We start from the raw sequence: 19,111 nt of genomic DNA, 5'->3' as shown, positions 1-19,111 counted from the left end.
TATCCAAAAGTGGCTCTTTTTATGTGAAAAAAAATCAGTTATTCTATATTTAATCGTTCTAATCGCATATTTAATGCTTTCTTTTCTTTGTTATATTCTAATAGCATTATATACCCTAACTTACCTGGTAATATTCTATAAGATACATCATCTCCTTTAGACTCGGTAAGCGTAATCTCGTCTTCCGATAATTTATCTTCATTATAAATTATAGTTTTAAGCACTATTTTTTTGTCTTCTTTTTTTGATGTATCGTAGTTTATATATGTTGCATAAAATCGATCTCTATCTTTATCTATCTGAGTAAATTCGTAATCAAAACCACCAAAAGCTTTTACAAGACGTGCATATAATTGAGGGGTCTCTAATAATTCTGATGGACTTGTAACTTCAGTTAGAGCTGAAATTGGAACTAAAACACTTTTTTCTTTTTTAAACACTTCAACCTCTTCAAGATTAAAGGCGTCATCAAAAGCAAAAACTACAGCATCTGTTACTGTAATACTATTTTCTACTTTCCCTCTACTGTTTAATGTTTTGTGAAATTTTTCGGCCATAGCATAATACGTTCCCTTTTGTGTTCGAATAATGTCATGAAAAAAAATATACTCTCCTTCTTTTATATTTTCTGTTCCTAAAGCTTTATTAATTTCTAACTCCCAACTTATTTTTTTATCAGAAACAACAGTACCTTTTATATCAAGTACCTGAGCAAATAAACCTAAGCTCTTATTTTTAAATAATTCATCACTTTTATTAAAATACTCTCCTAACAACACAAGATTTTTATCTGCAGTTAAAAAGGCATTTGATACCGATCTAAAATCATTTTTATCATATTTTTTTTTAAATAAAGATTCACCCGTATTAACATCTAATACAATAATATTTTCTATAGATGTAGCATCTTTTCCATTTCTCTTTTTCCCCATAGACGTTATCCCTTCCAAAAGCACTACATATTTTTCGTTAGCCTCAAGAACCTTAATGACACTAGGTTTCTTTTTTTCTAAAACCTGTTCGTATACCCACGATTTACCACCATCTGTAGGAAAGTATTTTAGTTTAGACGCTATAGCTCTATTTTTATACGTCATATGATTAAATATAAACCCTTTATTGTCTACAGGAAATAAAGGCTTAACGAAATCTTTATTTGATTTGTACATGGATTCTAAAAATAAAGTATTCATTCTTGATAGAGGTATTATAATGTCTTCACCTTGCTCCCCATTTTTATTAAAAGTCACTAACTTATAATGTCTTTTACCTAAGTTTATCATGGTAAGCATAAGCGATTGATTATTAAACTTACTTTCTATTAATATGTCTCCTTTATTTCCTATGTAAGATTTAGTAGCTATTTCATTTAGATTATTGTCTAACATATTTATAGCGTACTCTCGTTTGCCCTTTTTTAACTTATCAACTTCATAATAAAAATAATATCCATCAACATCATTGTTTTTATCCATAAATGTTCCTGAATTCTTTATCTTAAAGGATGTAATTTCATTTAATAATTTTTCTTGTCCATAATTACTTACACTCAAAAAGCATAGTATGACTACTATTAAAAATTTCTTCATTTGTTAATTTAATTAATTATTAATTTATAGATTCAAAAAAATCATGAATCTCGTTAAAGTCTTTATTATTAGGTAATTTATCTTTGTTTGATTTGCAAAACGCTAACCCTATTTTTCTTATTTCGGAAAGTTCCAAATTATGGATAAAACGCCTGATACTATTTAATTGTTTTTCGTCTGAAAAATTATTTGATAAACGCACATACTTAGCTAATTCATGTTTTTTTCTTGCTTTATATATTTTTTTAAACACCTTAGCCATAGTAGAATAATAATACTCTGTAGTTATTTTTTTGTTATCATACTTTTCAATTAACTGATAGATTGCTAAATCTAGTAATTTTAAGTCGACAACATATTCGATACTTTGTATATATGCTATTTTTTTAATTTCTTTAAGATGCCGTTGTGAAATGGCACTACTGCTATCTGGTATATTAAAATTCTTATTTAATTTTTTTACTCTAAGTTCCAGTTCTGGATGCGTTTCAATGGTATCGGATTCTAATTTAAATTCGTCAATTTTCTCTTTAGCATTAAATATTGAAGCTGTTTTTTTTAACCAATATGATTTAAAGGGATAGCTTTCAAAATTAAAAACACTATCTAACCTAACATCGTGGTAGAGCATCATATCATCTACTTTTTTCAACTTAACCAATGCACTAACTGCATTAGATTTGGCGTATTTTGTTTTAGATAATAAAATATACCCCAATGAATCGGCCTCAGCTTCAGCCGTCTGCGAATGATCTAAAATTTTCACACTTAATTCATCTATTATAGAAAGTGCAGCTCTTGTTCTACCGTATTTTTTTCTTTTTATTTTTTTAACTTTCACTCTTGTTTCTCTAGAGTTAATAGTCGCCACAGAATTAGTTACATTGTTTATAGAATGGCGCAATAATTTATGAGCTATCTCATGGCAAATAATAGATGCAAGTTCATCATCTGAGTCTAATACAGTAAATAACCCTAAATTAATTTCGAACATACCATCTCCATAACACGCTGCATTAGGCGCTAAAGAATTATTGATGAAAAAACAGAAATCTTTGGTATTTATGTTTGGGTTTGAAGTATATATATGATTTAAAATCGCATCTAGATTATTTTTTACTTCCTTATTAAAATAGTAAACACTATCCTCTATTTTTTCGATTGTTTTCTCATCTCTACCCTTATAAATCTTTTTTATCTTAGATGAAAATGCCCCTTTTATTTCCCTAATTTGATTAGAATTGATTCGTTTTAGGTATTTTTTTATAGAATCTAATTCTTTAGGGATATATTCATTCTCTATAATTTGGGCGTTTCCGAAAACTACAGAAAGAATAAGAAAGGATAAAGTTATTAAAGAGACTTTCATTATAATTGATTATAGAGTATAAAAAATCTGACTCTAGCTAGCGTCAGATTTTTTATTCTTCAAAAGTAAGTATTTTAACCTCTTAAGCAAGTAACTTTTATCCTTTTATTATTTTTTCTTGATGGTTAATAGATTCTTGGTGAATGGCTTTAAACATTTTAAGTATAAACTCTTCGCTTAGCCCTTTTTGTTCACCTTCTAGAACCATTTTTCCTAAAATCTCATTCCAACGTTTGCTTTGTAAAACAGCTACATTACGTTTCTTTTTAAGAGCCCCAATACCATCGGCTATTTTCATTCGTTTACCAATTAAATCTATTATTTGGTTATCTACAACGTCTATTTGCGCTCTTAAATTTCCTAATTCATTATTATATTCTGTTTCAGGATCGCTTACTTTTCTAATTCGTAAATCCTTCATCATTTGTATTAATGTTTTTGGGGTTACTTGTTGTGCGGCATCACTCCATGCATTATCTGGATCGGTATGTGTTTCTATCATTAATCCATCAAAATTTAAATCTAATGCAGTTTGCGAGACATCAAAAACCATATCTCTTTTTCCTGTTATATGAGAGGGATCGTTAATTAAAGGAATATCTGGAAATCTGTTTTTAAAATCAATAGCTAGTTGCCACTCTGGTATATTTCTATACTTTGTTTTTTCGTAGGTAGAAAACCCTCTGTGTATGGCTCCTAAGTTTTTAATTCCAGCTTTATGTAATCGTTCAATTCCTCCTAACCATAAAGCTAAATCAGGGTTTACAGGATTTTTTACTAATACAGTTTTATCGGTTCCTTTTAATGCATCTGCTAATTCTTGCATTATAAAAGGGCTTACTGTAGAGCGTGCACCAATCCATAATAAATCGACATCATTTTCTATAGCTAATTTTACGTGTGCTGCATTAGCAACTTCTGTACAGGTTTTCATTCCTGTTTCTTCCTTTACTTTTTTAAGCCAATTTAATCCTAAAGCTCCAACACCTTCAAACATTCCTGGCCTTGTTCTTGGTTTCCAAATTCCTGCTCTAAAGTAGCTTACATCTGTATCTTTTAGCTCATGTGCTATTTTTAATACTTGTTCTTCTGTTTCTGCACTGCAAGGTCCAGCGATTACTAATGGGTGATCTAATTGTAAATCGTCTAACCAAGTTCTCATTTCTTTTTTATTTTCCATGTCTTTTATTTTTACTCTTTCGAGTTTAGCTTATTCCGTTTAGTATTTGTTTTATATAATTTGTGTCTTTCATTTCATTATAAACACCTTCAAAATCATCATTCTCCATCATGTTTTTAAATTGTGTTAGGTTAGTTATGTAATCGTCTAAGGTTTCTATAACGTTCGCTTTATTTTGTTTAAATATAGGCGCCCACATAGCTGGCGAGCTTTTAGCTAAGCGCACTGTAGATTCAAACCCACTACCAGCCATATCGAAGATATCGCGTTCATTTTTTTCTTTTTCAATCACTGTTTTACCTAACATAAAGGAGCTTATATGCGATAAATGAGACATATATGCTATATGTTTATCATGCGATTTTGGATTCATGTAACGCATACGCATACCAATTTCTGTAAATAACTGTAATGCTTTTTCTTGGAGTTTAAATGCGGTTTTTTCTACTTCGCATATAATATTTGTTTTATGCTGAAACAAATTTTCTATGGCTGCTTTTGGGCCTGAAAATTCTGTTCCTGCTATAGGATGCATTGCTAAGAAATTTCTGCGTTTTTTATGGTTTTCAACCGCATTACAAATATCTAGCTTTGTAGAACCTACATCTACTACTGTTGTAAAGTCTGAAATACGATCTAAAACTTGAGGCAATAGTTTTACAGATGCATCAACGGGAATAGACAGTATTACTAAATCTGCTTTATCTAAGTCTTCTATAGTTGCTTTTTCTTCTATTATATTTAATTCTAAGGCTTGGTTTAAATGGTCTTCGCTGCTATCTATACCATAAATAATGGCTTCTGGTCGCTTTTTCTTAATATCTAAGGCTAAGCTTCCTCCTATTAGTCCTATTCCTATTATGTATATGTTTTGTATCATAGTCTTGTAATCGCTTCTTCTATTGCTTCATTTGAAGCACATAATGAAAACCTTATGTAACCTTCTCCTTGCGAGCCAAAAACTGTTCCTGGTGTTACAAACAAATTGTTTTCGTGTAATAATTTATCTATAAATACTTCTGATGTTTCTCCACTTGGTAATTTTGCCCAAACAAATAACCCATTAGTATCTTCATTAAATGTACAGTTAAGCTTTGTCGCCAATTTCCATATTAACTTTCTGCGCACACTGTAAATAGCATTTAAATTTTCGAACCACGTTTTAGAGCTTTTTAAAGCTTCTATTGCTCCTTTTTGAATGCCATAAAACATTCCAGAATCCATATTGCTTTTTACTTTAAGGACTTCGTTTAGCAGTTTATTATTTCCTAACAGCATACCTACTCTCCATCCTGCCATATTAAATGTTTTACTTAAAGAATTTAACTCTAAGCAAACTTCTTTAGCGCCTTCTACGCTTAAAATGCTCAATGGATTATTATTTAAAATAAAACTATATGGATTATCGTTTACCAACAAAATATTGTTTCGTTTTGCAAATGCTATTAAATCTGTGAATACTTTTTTACTAGCTTTTGCTCCTGTTGGCATGTGCGGATAACTTAACCACATTAGTTTTACTTTACTTAAATCTTGCTGCTCTAAAGTTGTAATGTCTGGACACCAATTGTTAGCTGCTTCTAAGTTATAGTACACGGGCTCTGCTTGCATTAATTTTGTTACCGATGTGTATGTTGGGTAGCCTGGGTTAGGTATTAATACTTTATCTCCTGCATTTAAAAATGCCATAGAAATATGCATAATTCCTTCCTTACTACCCATTAATGGTAATATTTCTGAAGCAGCTTTTATATTTACATTAAAATGTGCTTTATAAAAACCCGATATTGCTTCGCGTAATTCTGGTATACCTTGATAACTTTGGTACTTATGTGCATTACCATCTTTAAAACTTTCTGTAATTGCTGTAATTACGGTTTCTGGCGGTTGTAGGTCTGGGCTCCCTATTCCTAAATTAATTATAGGTTTCCCATTTGCTATTAAAGCTCTTACTTCTTTTAGTTTTTTAGAGAAGTAGTATTCTTCAACACTATGTAACCTGTTTGCTACTTCTATCATTTTTTTGTGTTTTTGTATTCTCCTAAAACTTTAAATTCTGTTGCCATTATCGCCATAATAGATTTTGCTTTTTCGTAATCTTTATAATCTTCAAAAGTGACATCTATAAAAAAGGAATATTTCCAAGGTGTTTCTATTATGGGCAACGATTGTATTTTGGTTAAATTTAGTTTACAATCACTCATAACATTAAGCATTGCCGCTAGGCTTCCTCTTTTATGGTCTAATTCGAACTTTAAAGAGGCTTTGTTTATTTCTGCTGGTAATAATTCTGGTTTGTTTCTTTTTACAATAACAAACCTTGTTTCGTTATGTTTTATAGTTTGAATGCTTTCGGCTAGAATATTCAATTCAAAAATCTCAGACGCTAAATAACTTGCTATTGCTGCAACACCTTTAATATTATCTTCTTTTATACGTCTTGCTACATCTGCCGTATCTATATCCTCTACTAATTTAATATGCGGATGTTTTTTAAAAAAGGTCTTACATTGTAGTAATGCCATAGGGTGAGAATGCACCTCTGTAATATCTTCTATTTTTTGGTTAGGTAGTGCCATTAAATGGTGCTGAATATCTAAATAATGTTCTCCTACTATATGTAAATTATTGTTATCTATTAATGCATAATTTGGAATGATAGATCCTGCTATGGAGTTTTCTATAGCCATTATGGCTGCTTCAGATTTTTTATCTAATAATTTAGATACTGTTAAATCAAAAGACAAACATTCATTAACCGCAACATTATCTCCAAAATAGTTTTGAGATACAATGTGATGAAAAGAGCCTTTTACGCCTTGTATTGAAACTGAGTTAACCATATTTTATTTTTTTATACTGTCTTTATAAAAGTCTATAAACAAAAAAAGTCTCGATATATATCGAGACTTTTTTTGTTTATAGTAATATTTAAATTACACACATAGCGTCTCGTTCCTTTTGTTAAAAAAGAAATAAAACCAGCTAAAATATGTGTTTAAATTATTGTTCATTATCTATTATCTGCAAAACAGATATCTATTTTATGCTGCTAAAGTAATTAATAAATTAACAAATCAAAATACTAAAGCTTTATTTTTAGTGTTTTACTATAAAATTTAAAGATTTGTAAACATACTAGTCTTTAAATTACAGAATGTTTACTTTTGAATAAAGTTTTTAATATGTCTATAAAAGTTGAAAATATAACTAAGGTTTATGGAGAACAAAAAGCCTTAAACAATATCTCTTTTGAAGTTAAAAAACCTGAGATTGTTGGTTTTCTTGGCCCAAATGGTGCAGGAAAATCTACAATGATGAAAATATTAACCACTTTTATAAGTCCAACCGAAGGACATGCTATAGTTAATGGGCATTCTATTTCTACACAACCTAAACAAGTACAACTAAGTGTTGGGTATTTACCAGAGCACAACCCAATGTACTTAGAGCTTTATGTTAGAGAATATTTAGCTTTTAATGCCGATGTTTATAAAGTTAGTAAAGCTAGAGTTGAAGAGGTAATAGAATTAACAGGACTTACACCAGAAGCTCACAAACAAATTTCTCAACTTTCTAAAGGCTATAGGCAGCGTGTTGGTTTAGCTAATGCTTTATTGCATAACCCAGATGTTTTAATTTTAGATGAACCTACCACTGGACTAGACCCTAACCAATTAGTAGATATAAGAAACCTTATACAAACTATTGGTAAAGAAAAAACCGTGTTTTTATCTACACACATCATGCAAGAGGTAGAAGCTATGTGTGACCACGTGATTATTATTAATAAAGGCGAAATTGTTGCCAATAAAAAATTATCAGAATTACGAGATGGACAAGAACAAGTTGTTGTTGTTGAGTTTGACTATCGTGTTGAAGATGCATTTTTATTAAAATTACCTCATGTAAAAAAGGTTACTAATACTTTCGATTTTATATACGAAATTACGTTTTCTACTACAAAAGATATGCGTTCTCACGTTTTTGATTTTGCTCATGATAATGAGTTAAAAATTCTTCAGTTAAACCAAAAGAATGCTAGTTTAGAAAGTATGTTTAGAGATTTAACGTCTTAGTTTTAATGATAGAAAGTATTGTTGAGTTTATTGTTGAAGTTCTTATTGAATCTATAGTTTATAGTTTTCCTAAGTATTTAGGTGCTTGCCTAAAATGGGTACTATATCTCGGTAAAAAGAGTTTTAAAGATATACTAGATGAATCTTGGAACCGTAGAATAGGAGCATCAATTATATTACTAATTGTAAGTGCTCTAATTTTTATAGTTTATTAATAAAATGAAACGCTTTTCTCTTTTATTAGCAATTGTATCTATACCTTTTTTTATAGTTATACTTATTAATGAAACAAGAGAAACGCCTAGTAATTCTATAAACAAAGAGTACTGTACTAGAGTATGCCATAATAAAGGTTGTATTCATTTTAATGAGCTGTTAAAAAATGATAATCAATCTTCTTTTGCAACTAGACATTTTGATATTTATAAAAAGAATATTGCATGGCTAAAGCAAAATCCTTTTAAGCTTAGTTATGCACAAATGAACTTATTACTATATGTTATTATATTTCCTATAGTTTCTATTTTTCTTTTATGGCGATTAATTAAAAGGCTGCCTAAATCTAAATCATGACAAAAATTGTAAAAGATATATACTGGTACTTTACAGATTTCTGTATTAACGCCGCCAACCTTTTAGGTATTACTTATGTGGAATTTAATTTTTGGTTGTTTATAATACTCTTTCCTTCAATTATAATATTACTAATACTTTTAAATATTTTTAAAACACAGATTTTAAAGTTATTCAAAAATAACACGCCCATTAAATAATTCTGAAATATCTACTGTAGGAGGTGTATTAGTTACAATTACATTTCCTGTACTTACTAATTTTGCATCTAAGGCTACTTGAGGTGTAACTATAATATCGTTCGTTCCTCTATGAAAAATTGAAACATTATCTGCCAGTAAGTTTCTACCTTCAAATCGTCCATCACCTGATGCATGAGAAATTCTTAAATTGGTAGTATTACCGCTAACGTAGGTTGTTGTTAAATTATTAATTGTTACTCTTAAATTAACGGTATTAACTTCAACATTAAATATCCCTACATTATAAAAATCTCCAGAATGATCTTCAGATATTAAATGTAAGCTTTCATAGTTTAAAACCCCATTACTTCTTACTGTAAACTGACTACTATTTCTAACTTTAGTTAAGTTGGGTGCAGTAACAAATATTTTTGTTATACCATAGTCTCTAGTAAAATTACAGCCATTATTATCTTTTAATAACAATTTCCCATTTTCTACTTTAATATCAATATCACTCATTAAAAACTCTCCCGTTTCAACGGTTACATTTTGCGTAGCTCCTTCTGTAACAATCAACTCAATATTTTCAAAAACTATAATCTCTGTAAAATCGGTTACATTAAATTCTTTTTGAATAATATCTCCTGCATTTTGAAAACAATCTGGAGCATTTTCGCTATTACAACTTACTAATAGTAATATTGTTAATGTGTATAATATTTTTCTCATAGTTTATAATCTTACTCCTATTCCAAATTCTACGGCTTCTGCTTTTGCTGCATGCGATTTTAAGGTTAACGCTCCAAAAAACTTACTTCCAAAATAACGTTTTAGTCCTATTCTACTATACATTCTTCCTTCGAAATCGAATGGGTAATACACATAGTATCCTAATTGGGTAATTAAAGAGGTTTTGCTTATAAATAATTCGTGACCAGCAAAAACGCCTACTCGTTTATAATCTTCATCGCCACTAACATTATCTAACGGAAAGGCTACAGCATTATAACGAATATGTGTTTTTAGAAAATTTGAAAAGAACACATCTGTTCCTAATTGTATTGCCGATTTTCTATTTAAACGCTTATCTGTATAGGCCGAAAAAATATAGAATGCATACTGCCCAGAGTTAATTACATCACTTTCATTTACTCCAGATCTAAAGGCTAAATTGTATTTTATTTTTTCTGTAAACTTTTTATCTTCTGTTGAAGCTATATACTCTGGTTTGTTATCTGCATCTAACACATAGTTAGTTCCTATATTAAAGGTTAAACTATTTATAGAGCTATTTGGCGCTTTTACATTAGCATTAGAATAATGTATAAGTGAGATTCCTGCTTGTAATCCAAATCCTTTAAATATATTTTCTTTTTTATAGTTAAGCATCACATAAGTAGAGCTTAACAAATGGGTACCAAAAGCAGTGTTTCTAAAGTTTGTTTCTTTATCGTATGGGTTAGTATTATAGGCTATCCCTTGCCCAATACGAAACATTAAATTACGTTTAAAAAAATAGAAGTTATAATGCGCATAAACCCCAAAATTATCACCTAAAAACTCATTTTTTAAATCTTGATAAATAAAAGACGCTCCATAATCTGGATAATTGTAACGGCTTTCCCAAGCTTCTTTTCCAAATGTTTTTTGGTTATAACTTAATATCACTCCGGTTGGATGCCCTGTTATTAAATGAGCAATATCTGAGTTATGTTCTGTAATATTTCCATAGAAAAAATTAACATCTAACCCAAACGGATTCTTATCGTCTTGTGCATTTAAGAATAAACAACATAACAAGAGAATACAGCTTAAAAAGTATTTCATTAATCAATTTAATTAGGCTGCAAATGTAAACTAAAATATATTGAGTTAGAAAATTTTAAGTTTTTCAATCAAACAGCGGAGACGACAAATAACGATCTCCTCTATCGCAAATAATAACTACAACGACACCTCTATTAATAGTTTCTATGAGTTTAAGTGCTGTAGCTACTGCCCCTCCACTACTCATACCTGCAAATATGCCTTCTTCTTTAGCCAAGCGCTGCGTCATTAATGTAGCTTCGGTAGCATTAACCTCAATAATACGGTCTACTTTTTCTCTATTAAAAATACTTGGCACATAATCTGGCGACCATTTTCTTATACCTGGTATTTTAGAACCATCTTCTGGTTGTGCTCCTATAATTTGAATATTTTTGTTTTGTTCTTTTAAAAAAGTTGAGGTCCCCATTATGGTTCCTGTGGTTCCCATTGCAGATACAAAATGGGTAATTTCTCCATTAGTATCTTTCCATATTTCTGGGCCTGTTGTTTTATAATGTGCTTTCCAATTATCGTTATTTTCAAATTGATTTAATAGCACATAGCCTTTGTCATCTCTCATTTTAAATGCAACATCTCTTGCTCCTTCTATTCCTTTATTTATAGAGGTTAAAATAACTTCTGCGCCATAAGCTCGCATTGTTTTTACGCGCTCTTGGGTTGCATTTTCTGGCATTATTAATGATATATTTAAACCAAATAATCGTGCTACATATGCTAATGCAATTCCTGTATTTCCGCTTGTGGCTTCAACTAAATGCCCTCCTTTTTTTATGATTCCTCTATTTACAGCTTGAGCAATCATATTATAGGCTGGCCTATCTTTAACACTTCCGCCTGGGTTATTACCTTCTAACTTTAAATACAATTTAACGTTTGGTTTGGTTACCAAATGTGCTGCTTCTACTAACGGTGTATTCCCAATTTGTTTTAAAATGCTCATGTTTTTATGTGTTAGTAATTTTTATATCCGATTTATAAGTTACTATTGAGTTTTTGGGAATAGATTTAGTAATCCAAACATTGGCTCCTATGATACTATTTTCACCTATTACTACAGTTCCTCCCAAAATAGTCGCATTGGCATAAATAGTAACATTATTATTTATTGTTGGATGCCTTTTAGTATTACTTAGTGTTTTTTCTACTTTAATGCCTCCAAGTGTAACGCCTTGGTATATGGTAACATTGTTTTTAATTATTGCTGTTTCTCCTATAACTACCCCAGTTGCATGATCTATAAAAAACGAATCTCCTATAGTTGCGCCTGGATGGATATCTGTTCCTGTAGCACCATGTGTATATTCACTTATCATTCTTGGTAAAATAGGAATATTTAATTGCCATAATATATTGCTTATACGGTACATTGTTATTGCATAAAACCCTGGGTATGCTAAATAGACTTCTTTAATGCTTTTTGCTGCTGGGTCGTTTTTATATGCTGCTTCGGCATCTAACTCCAACTTTGGCCTTAACTGTTTAAGTGCTTCTACAAATTGTTGCCATTTACTATTACAAATACCACAGCTTAATGTTTCCGAAACATAAAAAAAAGTTGTTTTTATAGCGGGTATTAATTGCTCTTGTACTTTTGGAGATTCTAGAGTATAATAAAACAACTCCTTAGCTAATTCTTCTACTTGCTCTTTAAATCTAAATGGAATACTTATGGTTTCTATAGCCATGAGATACGCTCTATGTTATACTTCGGGTGCTAATTCTATTTCTAATTCATGTAATGCTTCAGTAATAGGAAGTTGACAACTTAATCGACTATTATTTTGCACGTTAAATGCTTCTGCTAACATAGCATCTTCTTCGTCTTCCATTATATTAAGTTTATGGTTAGATGTTACATAACATTGGCAGGATGCGCACATGGCCATACCGCCACAGACACCAATTGTTCCTTCTGGCTCTATCTCGTATGACTTTACAATCTCCATAACATTCATAGCCATATCTGTAGGTGCTATAACGGTATGTTTTTCTCCTTTTCGGTCTGTTATATATAACGTAACGTCTTGCATTATACTATAGCTTTTACTACTGCTTTTGGTGATTCTTTACGCGTTCCATCAAACCCATTTATCCCACTTACTGTTGTGTATTTTAAAACAAACTTTTTACCTGGGTTTAATAGTTTATAAGCCGATTGGCACATTAACGTTGCCTCATGAAACCCACAAAGAATTAATTTTAATTTCCCTTCATACGTATTAACGTCCCCTATAGCATATATGCCTGGAATATTAGTTTGATAGTCTAATGTGTCTACTTTAATTGCGCTTTTCTCTATTTCTAATCCCCAATTACTTATCGGGCCTAGTTTTGGTGACAGCCCGAAAAGAGGAATAAAATAATCTGCTTCTATATCTATTTGTTCTCCTTCTTTAATTACTGAAACGCCTTCTAGGTAATTTTCTCCTTTTAAGGTAGTAACTTCTGCTGGTGTTATTAAATTAATTTTATTTAACAACTTTAATTCTTGTACTTTTTCTACAGAATCTAATGCCCCTCTAAATTCATTTCTTCTATGCACTAAAGTCACCTTTGAAGCGATATCTGCTAGAAAGATACTCCAGTCTAAAGCAGAGTCTCCTCCACCTGCTATAACTACTTTTTTATTACGGTATACTTCTGGGTCTTTAATAAAGTATGCTACGCCTTTATCTTCGTATTTCTCTATTCCTTCTATTTGCGGTTTTCTGGGTTCAAAACTTCCTAAGCCACCCGCAATAGCAACTATAGGCGCATGGTGTTGTGTGCCTTTATTTGTGGTTACTATAAAACTACCGTCTTCTTGTTTTTCTATTGTTTCGGCGCGTTCACCTAAAGTAAACCCAGGTTGAAATTGCTTTCCTTGTTCTAATAAATTAGCTGTTAAATCTCCCGCCAATATTTCTGGAAATCCTGGAATATCGTAAATAGGTTTTTTAGGATATAATTCTGAACATTGCCCTCCTGCTTGTGGTAAGGCATCAATTAAATGGCATTTTAATTTTAACAAACCTGCTTCAAATACAGTAAATAGCCCTGTTGGTCCTGCTCCAATTATTAGTATATCTGTTTTAATCATGTTTTATATTTTTTCTACTAATCCTTTAGTAAATTCATTTAAAGTTTCTACTTTTTGTTCAAAATCCCCTTTTATTGTTTTTCTATAGCGATTGAGGTTTTTAACCAAGTCATCTATATTTTCTGGTATCACGTCTTCAAAAAACTGCCGTAAGCGTTTGGCTGTAGTAGGCGATTTGCCATTTGTAGAAATAGCAACTTTTACATTGCCTTTGGTTACAATACCTCCCATATAAAAATCGCAATATGGCGGATTGTCTGCCACGTTAACTAATTTATCTTCTGCTCTGCAATCTGTATATACGGCTCTATTAATTTCAGGACTATCTGTTGTTGCTATTATAATATGCTTTCCTTGCAAATATTTTTTTTTATAAGTATCTACAATTCGTTTTACATTCCCTGTGTTTGCTATTTCTATAGTTGTGTTTCTATACATTGGTGCAACCATAGTTATATTAGCATCGGGGCTAGACTTTAATAAAAACATCAGTTTTTCTTCGGCAACAAAACCTCCTCCAACTATTAAAACTTCTAAGTTTTTAAGTTTAAAAAAAAGAGGGTATAAATTATTTCTTTCTTTTGTTTCCATTATACTAAAATTGGTGTTTTATTAGCGTCTTGTACTACTTTAGTTAATTCAACACGTTCTTTTACTACTTCTCCTATAATAATGATTGCTGGAGAGGATAGTTGCTGTTTTTTTACTATAGCTTCTATGGTGTTTATTTTTCCTATTCCTATTTTTTCTTGTGGTGTTGTTCCATTTTGAATGATAGCTATGGCTTCGTTTTCTCTTCCTTCTGAAGTAAAAATCTTTACAATTTCAGATAGTTTCCCCATTCCCATTAATATTACAATGGTTGCTGTAGATTTTGCAGCAATGGCAATATCACCAGAAATTTTATGCGATTTTGTTGTGCCTGTTATAACCCAAAAACTTTCTGATGCGTTTCGTTTTGTTAAAGGAATACCTTGGTAGGCTGGCACTGCTGCCGATGATGAAATACCCGGAACTACATAGATTTCTATACCAAATGATTTTGCGTAATCTATCTCTTCTGCCCCGCGACCAAATATAAAGGGATCTCCTCCTTTTAATCTAACAACATGCCCTTTTGTTAATGCACGTTGTACAATTAATTCATTTATTTGTTCTTGATGGTATGCGTAACACCCTTTTCGTTTACCAACAAAAATAAGCTCTGAATTTGCTGATGCATATTCTAACAATTTGCTATTTGCCAGTGCATCATACAAAATAACATTAGCGTCTTGGATTGCTTTAATAGCTTTTAGAGTTATTAACTCGGGGTCTCCTGGCCCAGCACCAACAACTGTTAATCTTGAATTTTTCATACTTTTTTTCATTGAAAATTATGCTGTAGCAATATCTTTTTCTCTAAATATTTTTACTGTTTTCAAAAATGTTTCTGCACTTTCTATATAACTCAAGGCAAAATCTTTAGTTGGTGGAAATGCTTTTATTTGATAAACTAAATCTGAAAAAGAAACGCCTAGTTTTACCTTATTAGTGCTTACATATAATTCATCAAATTGACTAATAATATTAGCCTGCGTATTTGTTTTTATGTTTTCTGATAGTAGTATTGCTTTTGCAGAGTTTACCATTGAGCGGTAGGCTTCGTATATTGCTCCAGAATACACTTTGTTTGTGTAGGCTATTTTAGCTTCTTCTATTTTTTCTTCGCTTTCTAAAAATAAGGTTGCTATTAAATCTATTACTACTCCTGCACATTCACCTATACCAATAGCTTTTATGTAGTTTTCTTCTGTTCCCCAATCAATAAAATCTTCTGGAGTAAGGTTATCTGTATTTGTTAAATCCTTTAATAGTTCGTAGAAGTATTTTTCTCCTTGTGTTTTATAGTAATCTACAAACAGTTTTTTGTTACTATTCGCCTCAAAATCATTAAGTATTCGCCTAAGTGCTTTTGGGCCTCTTCTACTCGGTATTTTCACAACTTTATCTGCAAAATTAGCTTTACCATCTCCTAAATTTCCTCCGCCTAAAAGGATCTGTAGCGCCGGAGCTACTAATTTGTTTTTGGTACGAATGGACATGCCTTGAAAACCAATATTTGCCATATTATGTTGCCCACAGGCATTCATACAACCACTAATTTTTATTACTAGATCTTTATTTTCTATATATTGTGGATATTCGGTTTTTATTACCCGCTCTAATTCTTCGGCTATTCCTGTACTACTTGCAATACCTAAATTACATGTATCTGTACCTGGACAAGCTGTTATATCTACTGCTTTATTATAACCTAATTCTGTAAATCCTAATTTATTTAATTCTGTATAGAAAAAAGGTAATAAATCTTCTTTTACAAAAGGGATTAAAATATTCTGTCTTAAACTTAACCGTATCTCTCCTGCTGCATATTGCTCTACTAAATCGGCTAATAATCGTGCTTTGTCTGTATAAAAATCTCCAAGTAAGACTTTAATACCTATTGCAAAATAGCCTTCTTGCTTTTGAGGAATGACATTTGTTGACTTCCATATATTGAATGCATTAACATCTTGTATTTCTACTATTGGTGTTTCTACATCAACAGGTTTCGAAGTTTTATAATTGGATTCATTAATTGCTATTGTCTTAAATTCTATAGCATTTTGCTCTTCTTCTATTAGTGATTTAAAAGCCTCTAAACCAATATCTTTTAACAAAAACTTTAATCGTGCTTTTGCTCTACTTTTACGTTCTCCATACCTATCAAAAACTCTTAGCACTCCTTCCATTAAAGGAATAATTTTATCTGAAGCTAAAAAACGATATAGTGTGTCTGCATGCCTTGGTTGAGAGCCCAAGCCACCACCTAACATAACTTTAAATCCTTTTACTCCATTTTCTATTTTTGCTATAAATCCTAAATCGTGCATGTAGGACAAACCTGTATCTTCTTCTGTGGCCGAAAAAGATACTTTAAATTTTCGTCCCATCTCTTGACAAACCGGATGTCTTAAAAAGAAGGAAAAAACAGCTTCTGCATATGGTGAAACATCAAAAGGTTCCTTTACGTCTATTCCTGCTGTTTCGCTTGCCGTTACATTTCTTACTGTGTTTCCACAGGCTTCTCTTAATGTTACATTATCTCGTTCTAATTCTGCCCATAATTCTGGTGTGCGATTTAAATCGACATAATGGATTTGTATATCTTGTCGCGTTGTAATATGCAGTCTACTACGAGAATACTCATCGGAAACCTCAGCTATTCTTCGTAACTGATGACTAAGTACTTTTCCGTACGGTAGTTTTATACGAATCATTTGTACTCCATGTTGGCGTTGTCCATAAACGCCTCTTGCTAAACGTAGACTTCTAAACTTTTCTTCGTCAATTTTTCCGTTTTGAAATAGCTCTATTTTATTGGCTAAATCTATGATATCCTTTTCTACTACAGGGTTTTCAATTTCTGTTCTAAAGCTTTGCATTATTTTGTTATTGAATAAACCCAGCTCCAACGGTATTATTGGACTGCGAATCGATTAGTATAAATGAGCCATTTGTTCTATGTTCTTTAAAAGCGTCATAATAAACAGGTTTATTAAGCTTAAAAGATACTGTTGCTATATCATTCATTTGTAAAGCATTGACATCTTCTTCTATTCCAGAATAATCTGGATTTATTTTGTGGTGTATAGTATCTACTTTTGCCAAGACTTTATTAACACCGTGTTGTAGCATGTATTTTTCGCCTAATGTTAAGTTCTTAGAATCCATCCAAGATACTGTTGCTGTAAATTGTCTTTCTATTGTTGGCAAATCGTTTGCCTTTACAATCATGTCTCCTCTACTAATATTTACATCATCTTGAAGTGTAATTAATACTGAAGAGCGTCTGGCTGCTGTTTCTACTTTTTTATCATAAAAGTGAATGTCTTTTATTTTAGATTTTGTTTGAGATGGTAATACAACTATGTCATCTCCTACGCTTAATTCGCCTCCATATACTTTTCCTGCATAGCCTCTAAAATCGTGGAATGCTGATGTTTTTGGTCGTATTACATATTGTACAGGAAATCTTGGGGTTCCTGTATTATATATGTCTTCGTTATTTATATTTTCTAAATACTCTAATAATGTATTACCAGAATACCATGGTGTGTTTTCAGATTTATTAACAACGTTATCTCCTTTTAATGCACTTACTGGAACAAACGTTATGTTTTGTTCTTTATAGTCTCTTTTACTCATTAATGCTTCAAAATCGGATTTTATAGCATTATATTTTTCTTCGGAGAAATCAACTAAATCCATTTTATTTATAGCTACTATAACTGTTTTTATTCTTAACAGATTATTTATAAAAAAATGGCGATTGGTTTGTTCTATTACTCCTTTTCTTGCATCTATTAATACTATTGCGGCTTGAGAGGTTGATGCTCCTGTAACCATATTTCTAGTATATTCTACATGGCCAGGGGTATCTGCAATAATGTAACTTTTATTGGTTGTAGAAAAGTAAATATGTGCTACATCTATTGTAATGCCTTGTTCTCTTTCTGCTACCAATCCATCTGTCGCTAAAGAAAAATCTAGATAGTCATACCCTAGTTGTTTGCTCTTTTTTTCTATGGCTTCTAACTTATCTGTTGTTAATGATTTTGTATCATAAAGCAAGCGTCCAATTAAAGTACTTTTACCGTCATCTACGCTTCCTGCTGTTGCTATTTTTAAAACTTCCATTATATGTTTTTTGCCCATTAGCTTTTAAACTATTGGTTTAATTTTATTATTTTATTGAAGATTTCTATTGCTGGAAAATGCTGAATACTATTTTAAAAGTACCCTTGTTGTTTACGCTTTTCCATGGCTGCTTCAGAGCGTTTATCGTCTATTCTTGCGCCTCTTTCTGATATTGAAGAATTTCTTATTTCTTGTACTACTGTGGAGATATCTGCTGCATTTGATAATACTGCTGCTGTACAACTCATATCTCCTACGGTTCTAAAACGTACAACACGGTCTTTAACTTCTTCATCTTCTTCTCTGTAAACAACATCATCATCTGCAGACCATATTAAACCGTCTCTTAAAAATGTTGCTCTAGTATGGGCAAAATATATTGATGGGATCTCTATTTGTTCTTTTTGAATATAGGACCATACATCTAATTCTGTCCAGTTAGATATAGGAAACACTCTTACATTTTGCCCGTGTTCTATTGCTCCGTTTAGCATATCGAATAATT

Annotated in this window: 20 protein-coding genes; 3 read left to right on the top strand and 17 right to left on the bottom strand. The window is 31.3% G+C overall.

The features are described from left to right. Nucleotides 1-38 precede the first annotated feature (38 nt). From ACVC2P_RS20875 to ACVC2P_RS20850, 6 genes are all read right to left on the bottom strand, one after another. Nucleotides 39-1,589: a DUF6770 family protein gene (locus ACVC2P_RS20875; protein WP_452600371.1), complete on the bottom strand. Its 1,551-nt coding sequence runs from the start codon at nt 1,587-1,589 to the stop codon at nt 39-41. A 19-nt stretch (nt 1,590-1,608) separates the two neighbouring features. Further along, on the bottom strand, nt 1,609-2,958 hold the full coding sequence (locus tag ACVC2P_RS20870; protein ID WP_452600370.1) for a M48 family metalloprotease: 1,350 nt from the start codon (nt 2,956-2,958) through the stop codon (nt 1,609-1,611). Nucleotides 2,959-3,055: 97 nt separating this feature from the next. After that, on the bottom strand, nt 3,056-4,138 hold the full coding sequence (locus ACVC2P_RS20865; RefSeq protein ID WP_452600369.1) for a chorismate mutase: 1,083 nt from the start codon (nt 4,136-4,138) through the stop codon (nt 3,056-3,058). A 25-nt stretch (nt 4,139-4,163) separates the two neighbouring features. Further along, entirely contained in the window at nt 4,164-5,015 is an 852-nt protein-coding gene (locus tag ACVC2P_RS20860; protein WP_452600388.1) for a prephenate dehydrogenase, read from the bottom strand. Then, on the bottom strand, nt 5,015-6,157 hold the full coding sequence (locus ACVC2P_RS20855; RefSeq protein WP_452600368.1) for a pyridoxal phosphate-dependent aminotransferase: 1,143 nt from the start codon (nt 6,155-6,157) through the stop codon (nt 5,015-5,017). The genes ACVC2P_RS20860 and ACVC2P_RS20855 overlap by 1 nt, the downstream gene beginning before the upstream one ends. Continuing rightward, on the bottom strand, nt 6,154-6,981 hold the full coding sequence (locus ACVC2P_RS20850) for a prephenate dehydratase (protein WP_452600367.1): 828 nt from the start codon (nt 6,979-6,981) through the stop codon (nt 6,154-6,156). Before ACVC2P_RS20850 ends, ACVC2P_RS20855 begins: the two co-directional genes overlap by 4 nt. A gap of 342 nt (nt 6,982-7,323) precedes the next feature. Here ACVC2P_RS20850 and gldA point away from each other — a divergent pair, with 342 nt between their 5' ends. The 3 genes from gldA to ACVC2P_RS20835 are packed head-to-tail and all read left to right on the top strand — an operon-like array spanning nt 7,324 to nt 8,790. Further along, nucleotides 7,324-8,217, top strand: coding sequence for a gliding motility-associated ABC transporter ATP-binding subunit GldA (gene gldA / locus ACVC2P_RS20845; RefSeq protein ID WP_452600366.1), 894 nt, complete (start codon nt 7,324-7,326; stop codon nt 8,215-8,217). Nucleotides 8,218-8,222: 5 nt separating this feature from the next. Beyond that, the gene (locus ACVC2P_RS20840) at nt 8,223-8,432 is read left to right on the top strand and encodes a hypothetical protein (RefSeq protein ID WP_452600365.1); all 210 of its coding nucleotides are present in this window, start codon (nt 8,223-8,225) and stop codon (nt 8,430-8,432) included. Between the two features lie 4 nt (nt 8,433-8,436). After that, complete coding sequence (locus ACVC2P_RS20835) at nt 8,437-8,790, top strand: hypothetical protein (protein WP_452600364.1); 354 nt, start codon at nt 8,437-8,439, stop codon at nt 8,788-8,790. Between the two features lie 170 nt (nt 8,791-8,960). Here ACVC2P_RS20835 and ACVC2P_RS20830 read toward each other — a convergent pair whose 3' ends face one another. From ACVC2P_RS20830 to ACVC2P_RS20780, 11 genes are all read right to left on the bottom strand, one after another. Next, nucleotides 8,961-9,704, bottom strand: coding sequence for a head GIN domain-containing protein (locus ACVC2P_RS20830; RefSeq protein WP_452600363.1), 744 nt, complete (start codon nt 9,702-9,704; stop codon nt 8,961-8,963). 3 nt (nt 9,705-9,707) lie between these two features. Then, a complete protein-coding gene (locus tag ACVC2P_RS20825) occupies nt 9,708-10,802 on the bottom strand; it encodes an acyloxyacyl hydrolase (RefSeq protein ID WP_452600362.1) in 1,095 nt (364 codons plus the stop codon). A 64-nt stretch (nt 10,803-10,866) separates the two neighbouring features. Continuing rightward, nucleotides 10,867-11,745, bottom strand: coding sequence for a cysteine synthase CysM (cysM, locus tag ACVC2P_RS20820; RefSeq protein ID WP_452600361.1), 879 nt, complete (start codon nt 11,743-11,745; stop codon nt 10,867-10,869). Between the two features lie 4 nt (nt 11,746-11,749). Next, complete coding sequence (gene epsC / locus ACVC2P_RS20815; RefSeq protein ID WP_452600360.1) at nt 11,750-12,490, bottom strand: serine O-acetyltransferase EpsC; 741 nt, start codon at nt 12,488-12,490, stop codon at nt 11,750-11,752. 15 nt (nt 12,491-12,505) lie between these two features. Then, nucleotides 12,506-12,835, bottom strand: coding sequence for a ferredoxin (locus ACVC2P_RS20810; RefSeq protein WP_452600359.1), 330 nt, complete (start codon nt 12,833-12,835; stop codon nt 12,506-12,508). Continuing rightward, the gene (locus ACVC2P_RS20805) at nt 12,835-13,884 is read right to left on the bottom strand and encodes an NAD(P)/FAD-dependent oxidoreductase (RefSeq protein WP_452600358.1); all 1,050 of its coding nucleotides are present in this window, start codon (nt 13,882-13,884) and stop codon (nt 12,835-12,837) included. The genes ACVC2P_RS20810 and ACVC2P_RS20805 overlap by 1 nt, the downstream gene beginning before the upstream one ends. 3 nt (nt 13,885-13,887) lie before the next feature. Continuing rightward, nucleotides 13,888-14,475, bottom strand: coding sequence for a precorrin-2 dehydrogenase/sirohydrochlorin ferrochelatase family protein (locus tag ACVC2P_RS20800; RefSeq protein WP_452600357.1), 588 nt, complete (start codon nt 14,473-14,475; stop codon nt 13,888-13,890). After that, nucleotides 14,475-15,242 (bottom strand): uroporphyrinogen-III C-methyltransferase, encoded by a 768-nt coding sequence (gene cobA, locus ACVC2P_RS20795; protein ID WP_452600356.1) that lies wholly within the window; start codon nt 15,240-15,242, stop codon nt 14,475-14,477. The genes ACVC2P_RS20800 and cobA overlap by 1 nt, the downstream gene beginning before the upstream one ends. 18 nt (nt 15,243-15,260) lie before the next feature. Continuing rightward, entirely contained in the window at nt 15,261-17,351 is a 2,091-nt protein-coding gene (locus tag ACVC2P_RS20790; protein ID WP_452600355.1) for a HEPN domain-containing protein, read from the bottom strand. A 7-nt stretch (nt 17,352-17,358) separates the two neighbouring features. Further along, nucleotides 17,359-18,606, bottom strand: coding sequence for a sulfate adenylyltransferase subunit 1 (locus ACVC2P_RS20785; protein WP_452600354.1), 1,248 nt, complete (start codon nt 18,604-18,606; stop codon nt 17,359-17,361). 92 nt (nt 18,607-18,698) lie between these two features. Next, nucleotides 18,699-19,111: phosphoadenosine phosphosulfate reductase domain-containing protein (locus tag ACVC2P_RS20780; protein ID WP_452600353.1), on the bottom strand; the 413-nt coding region annotated here is incomplete at its 5' end.

It is taken from the genome of Pontimicrobium sp. MEBiC01747 (genome assembly GCF_053601635.1).
This window is presented reverse-complemented; position numbering and strand designations above follow the sequence as displayed.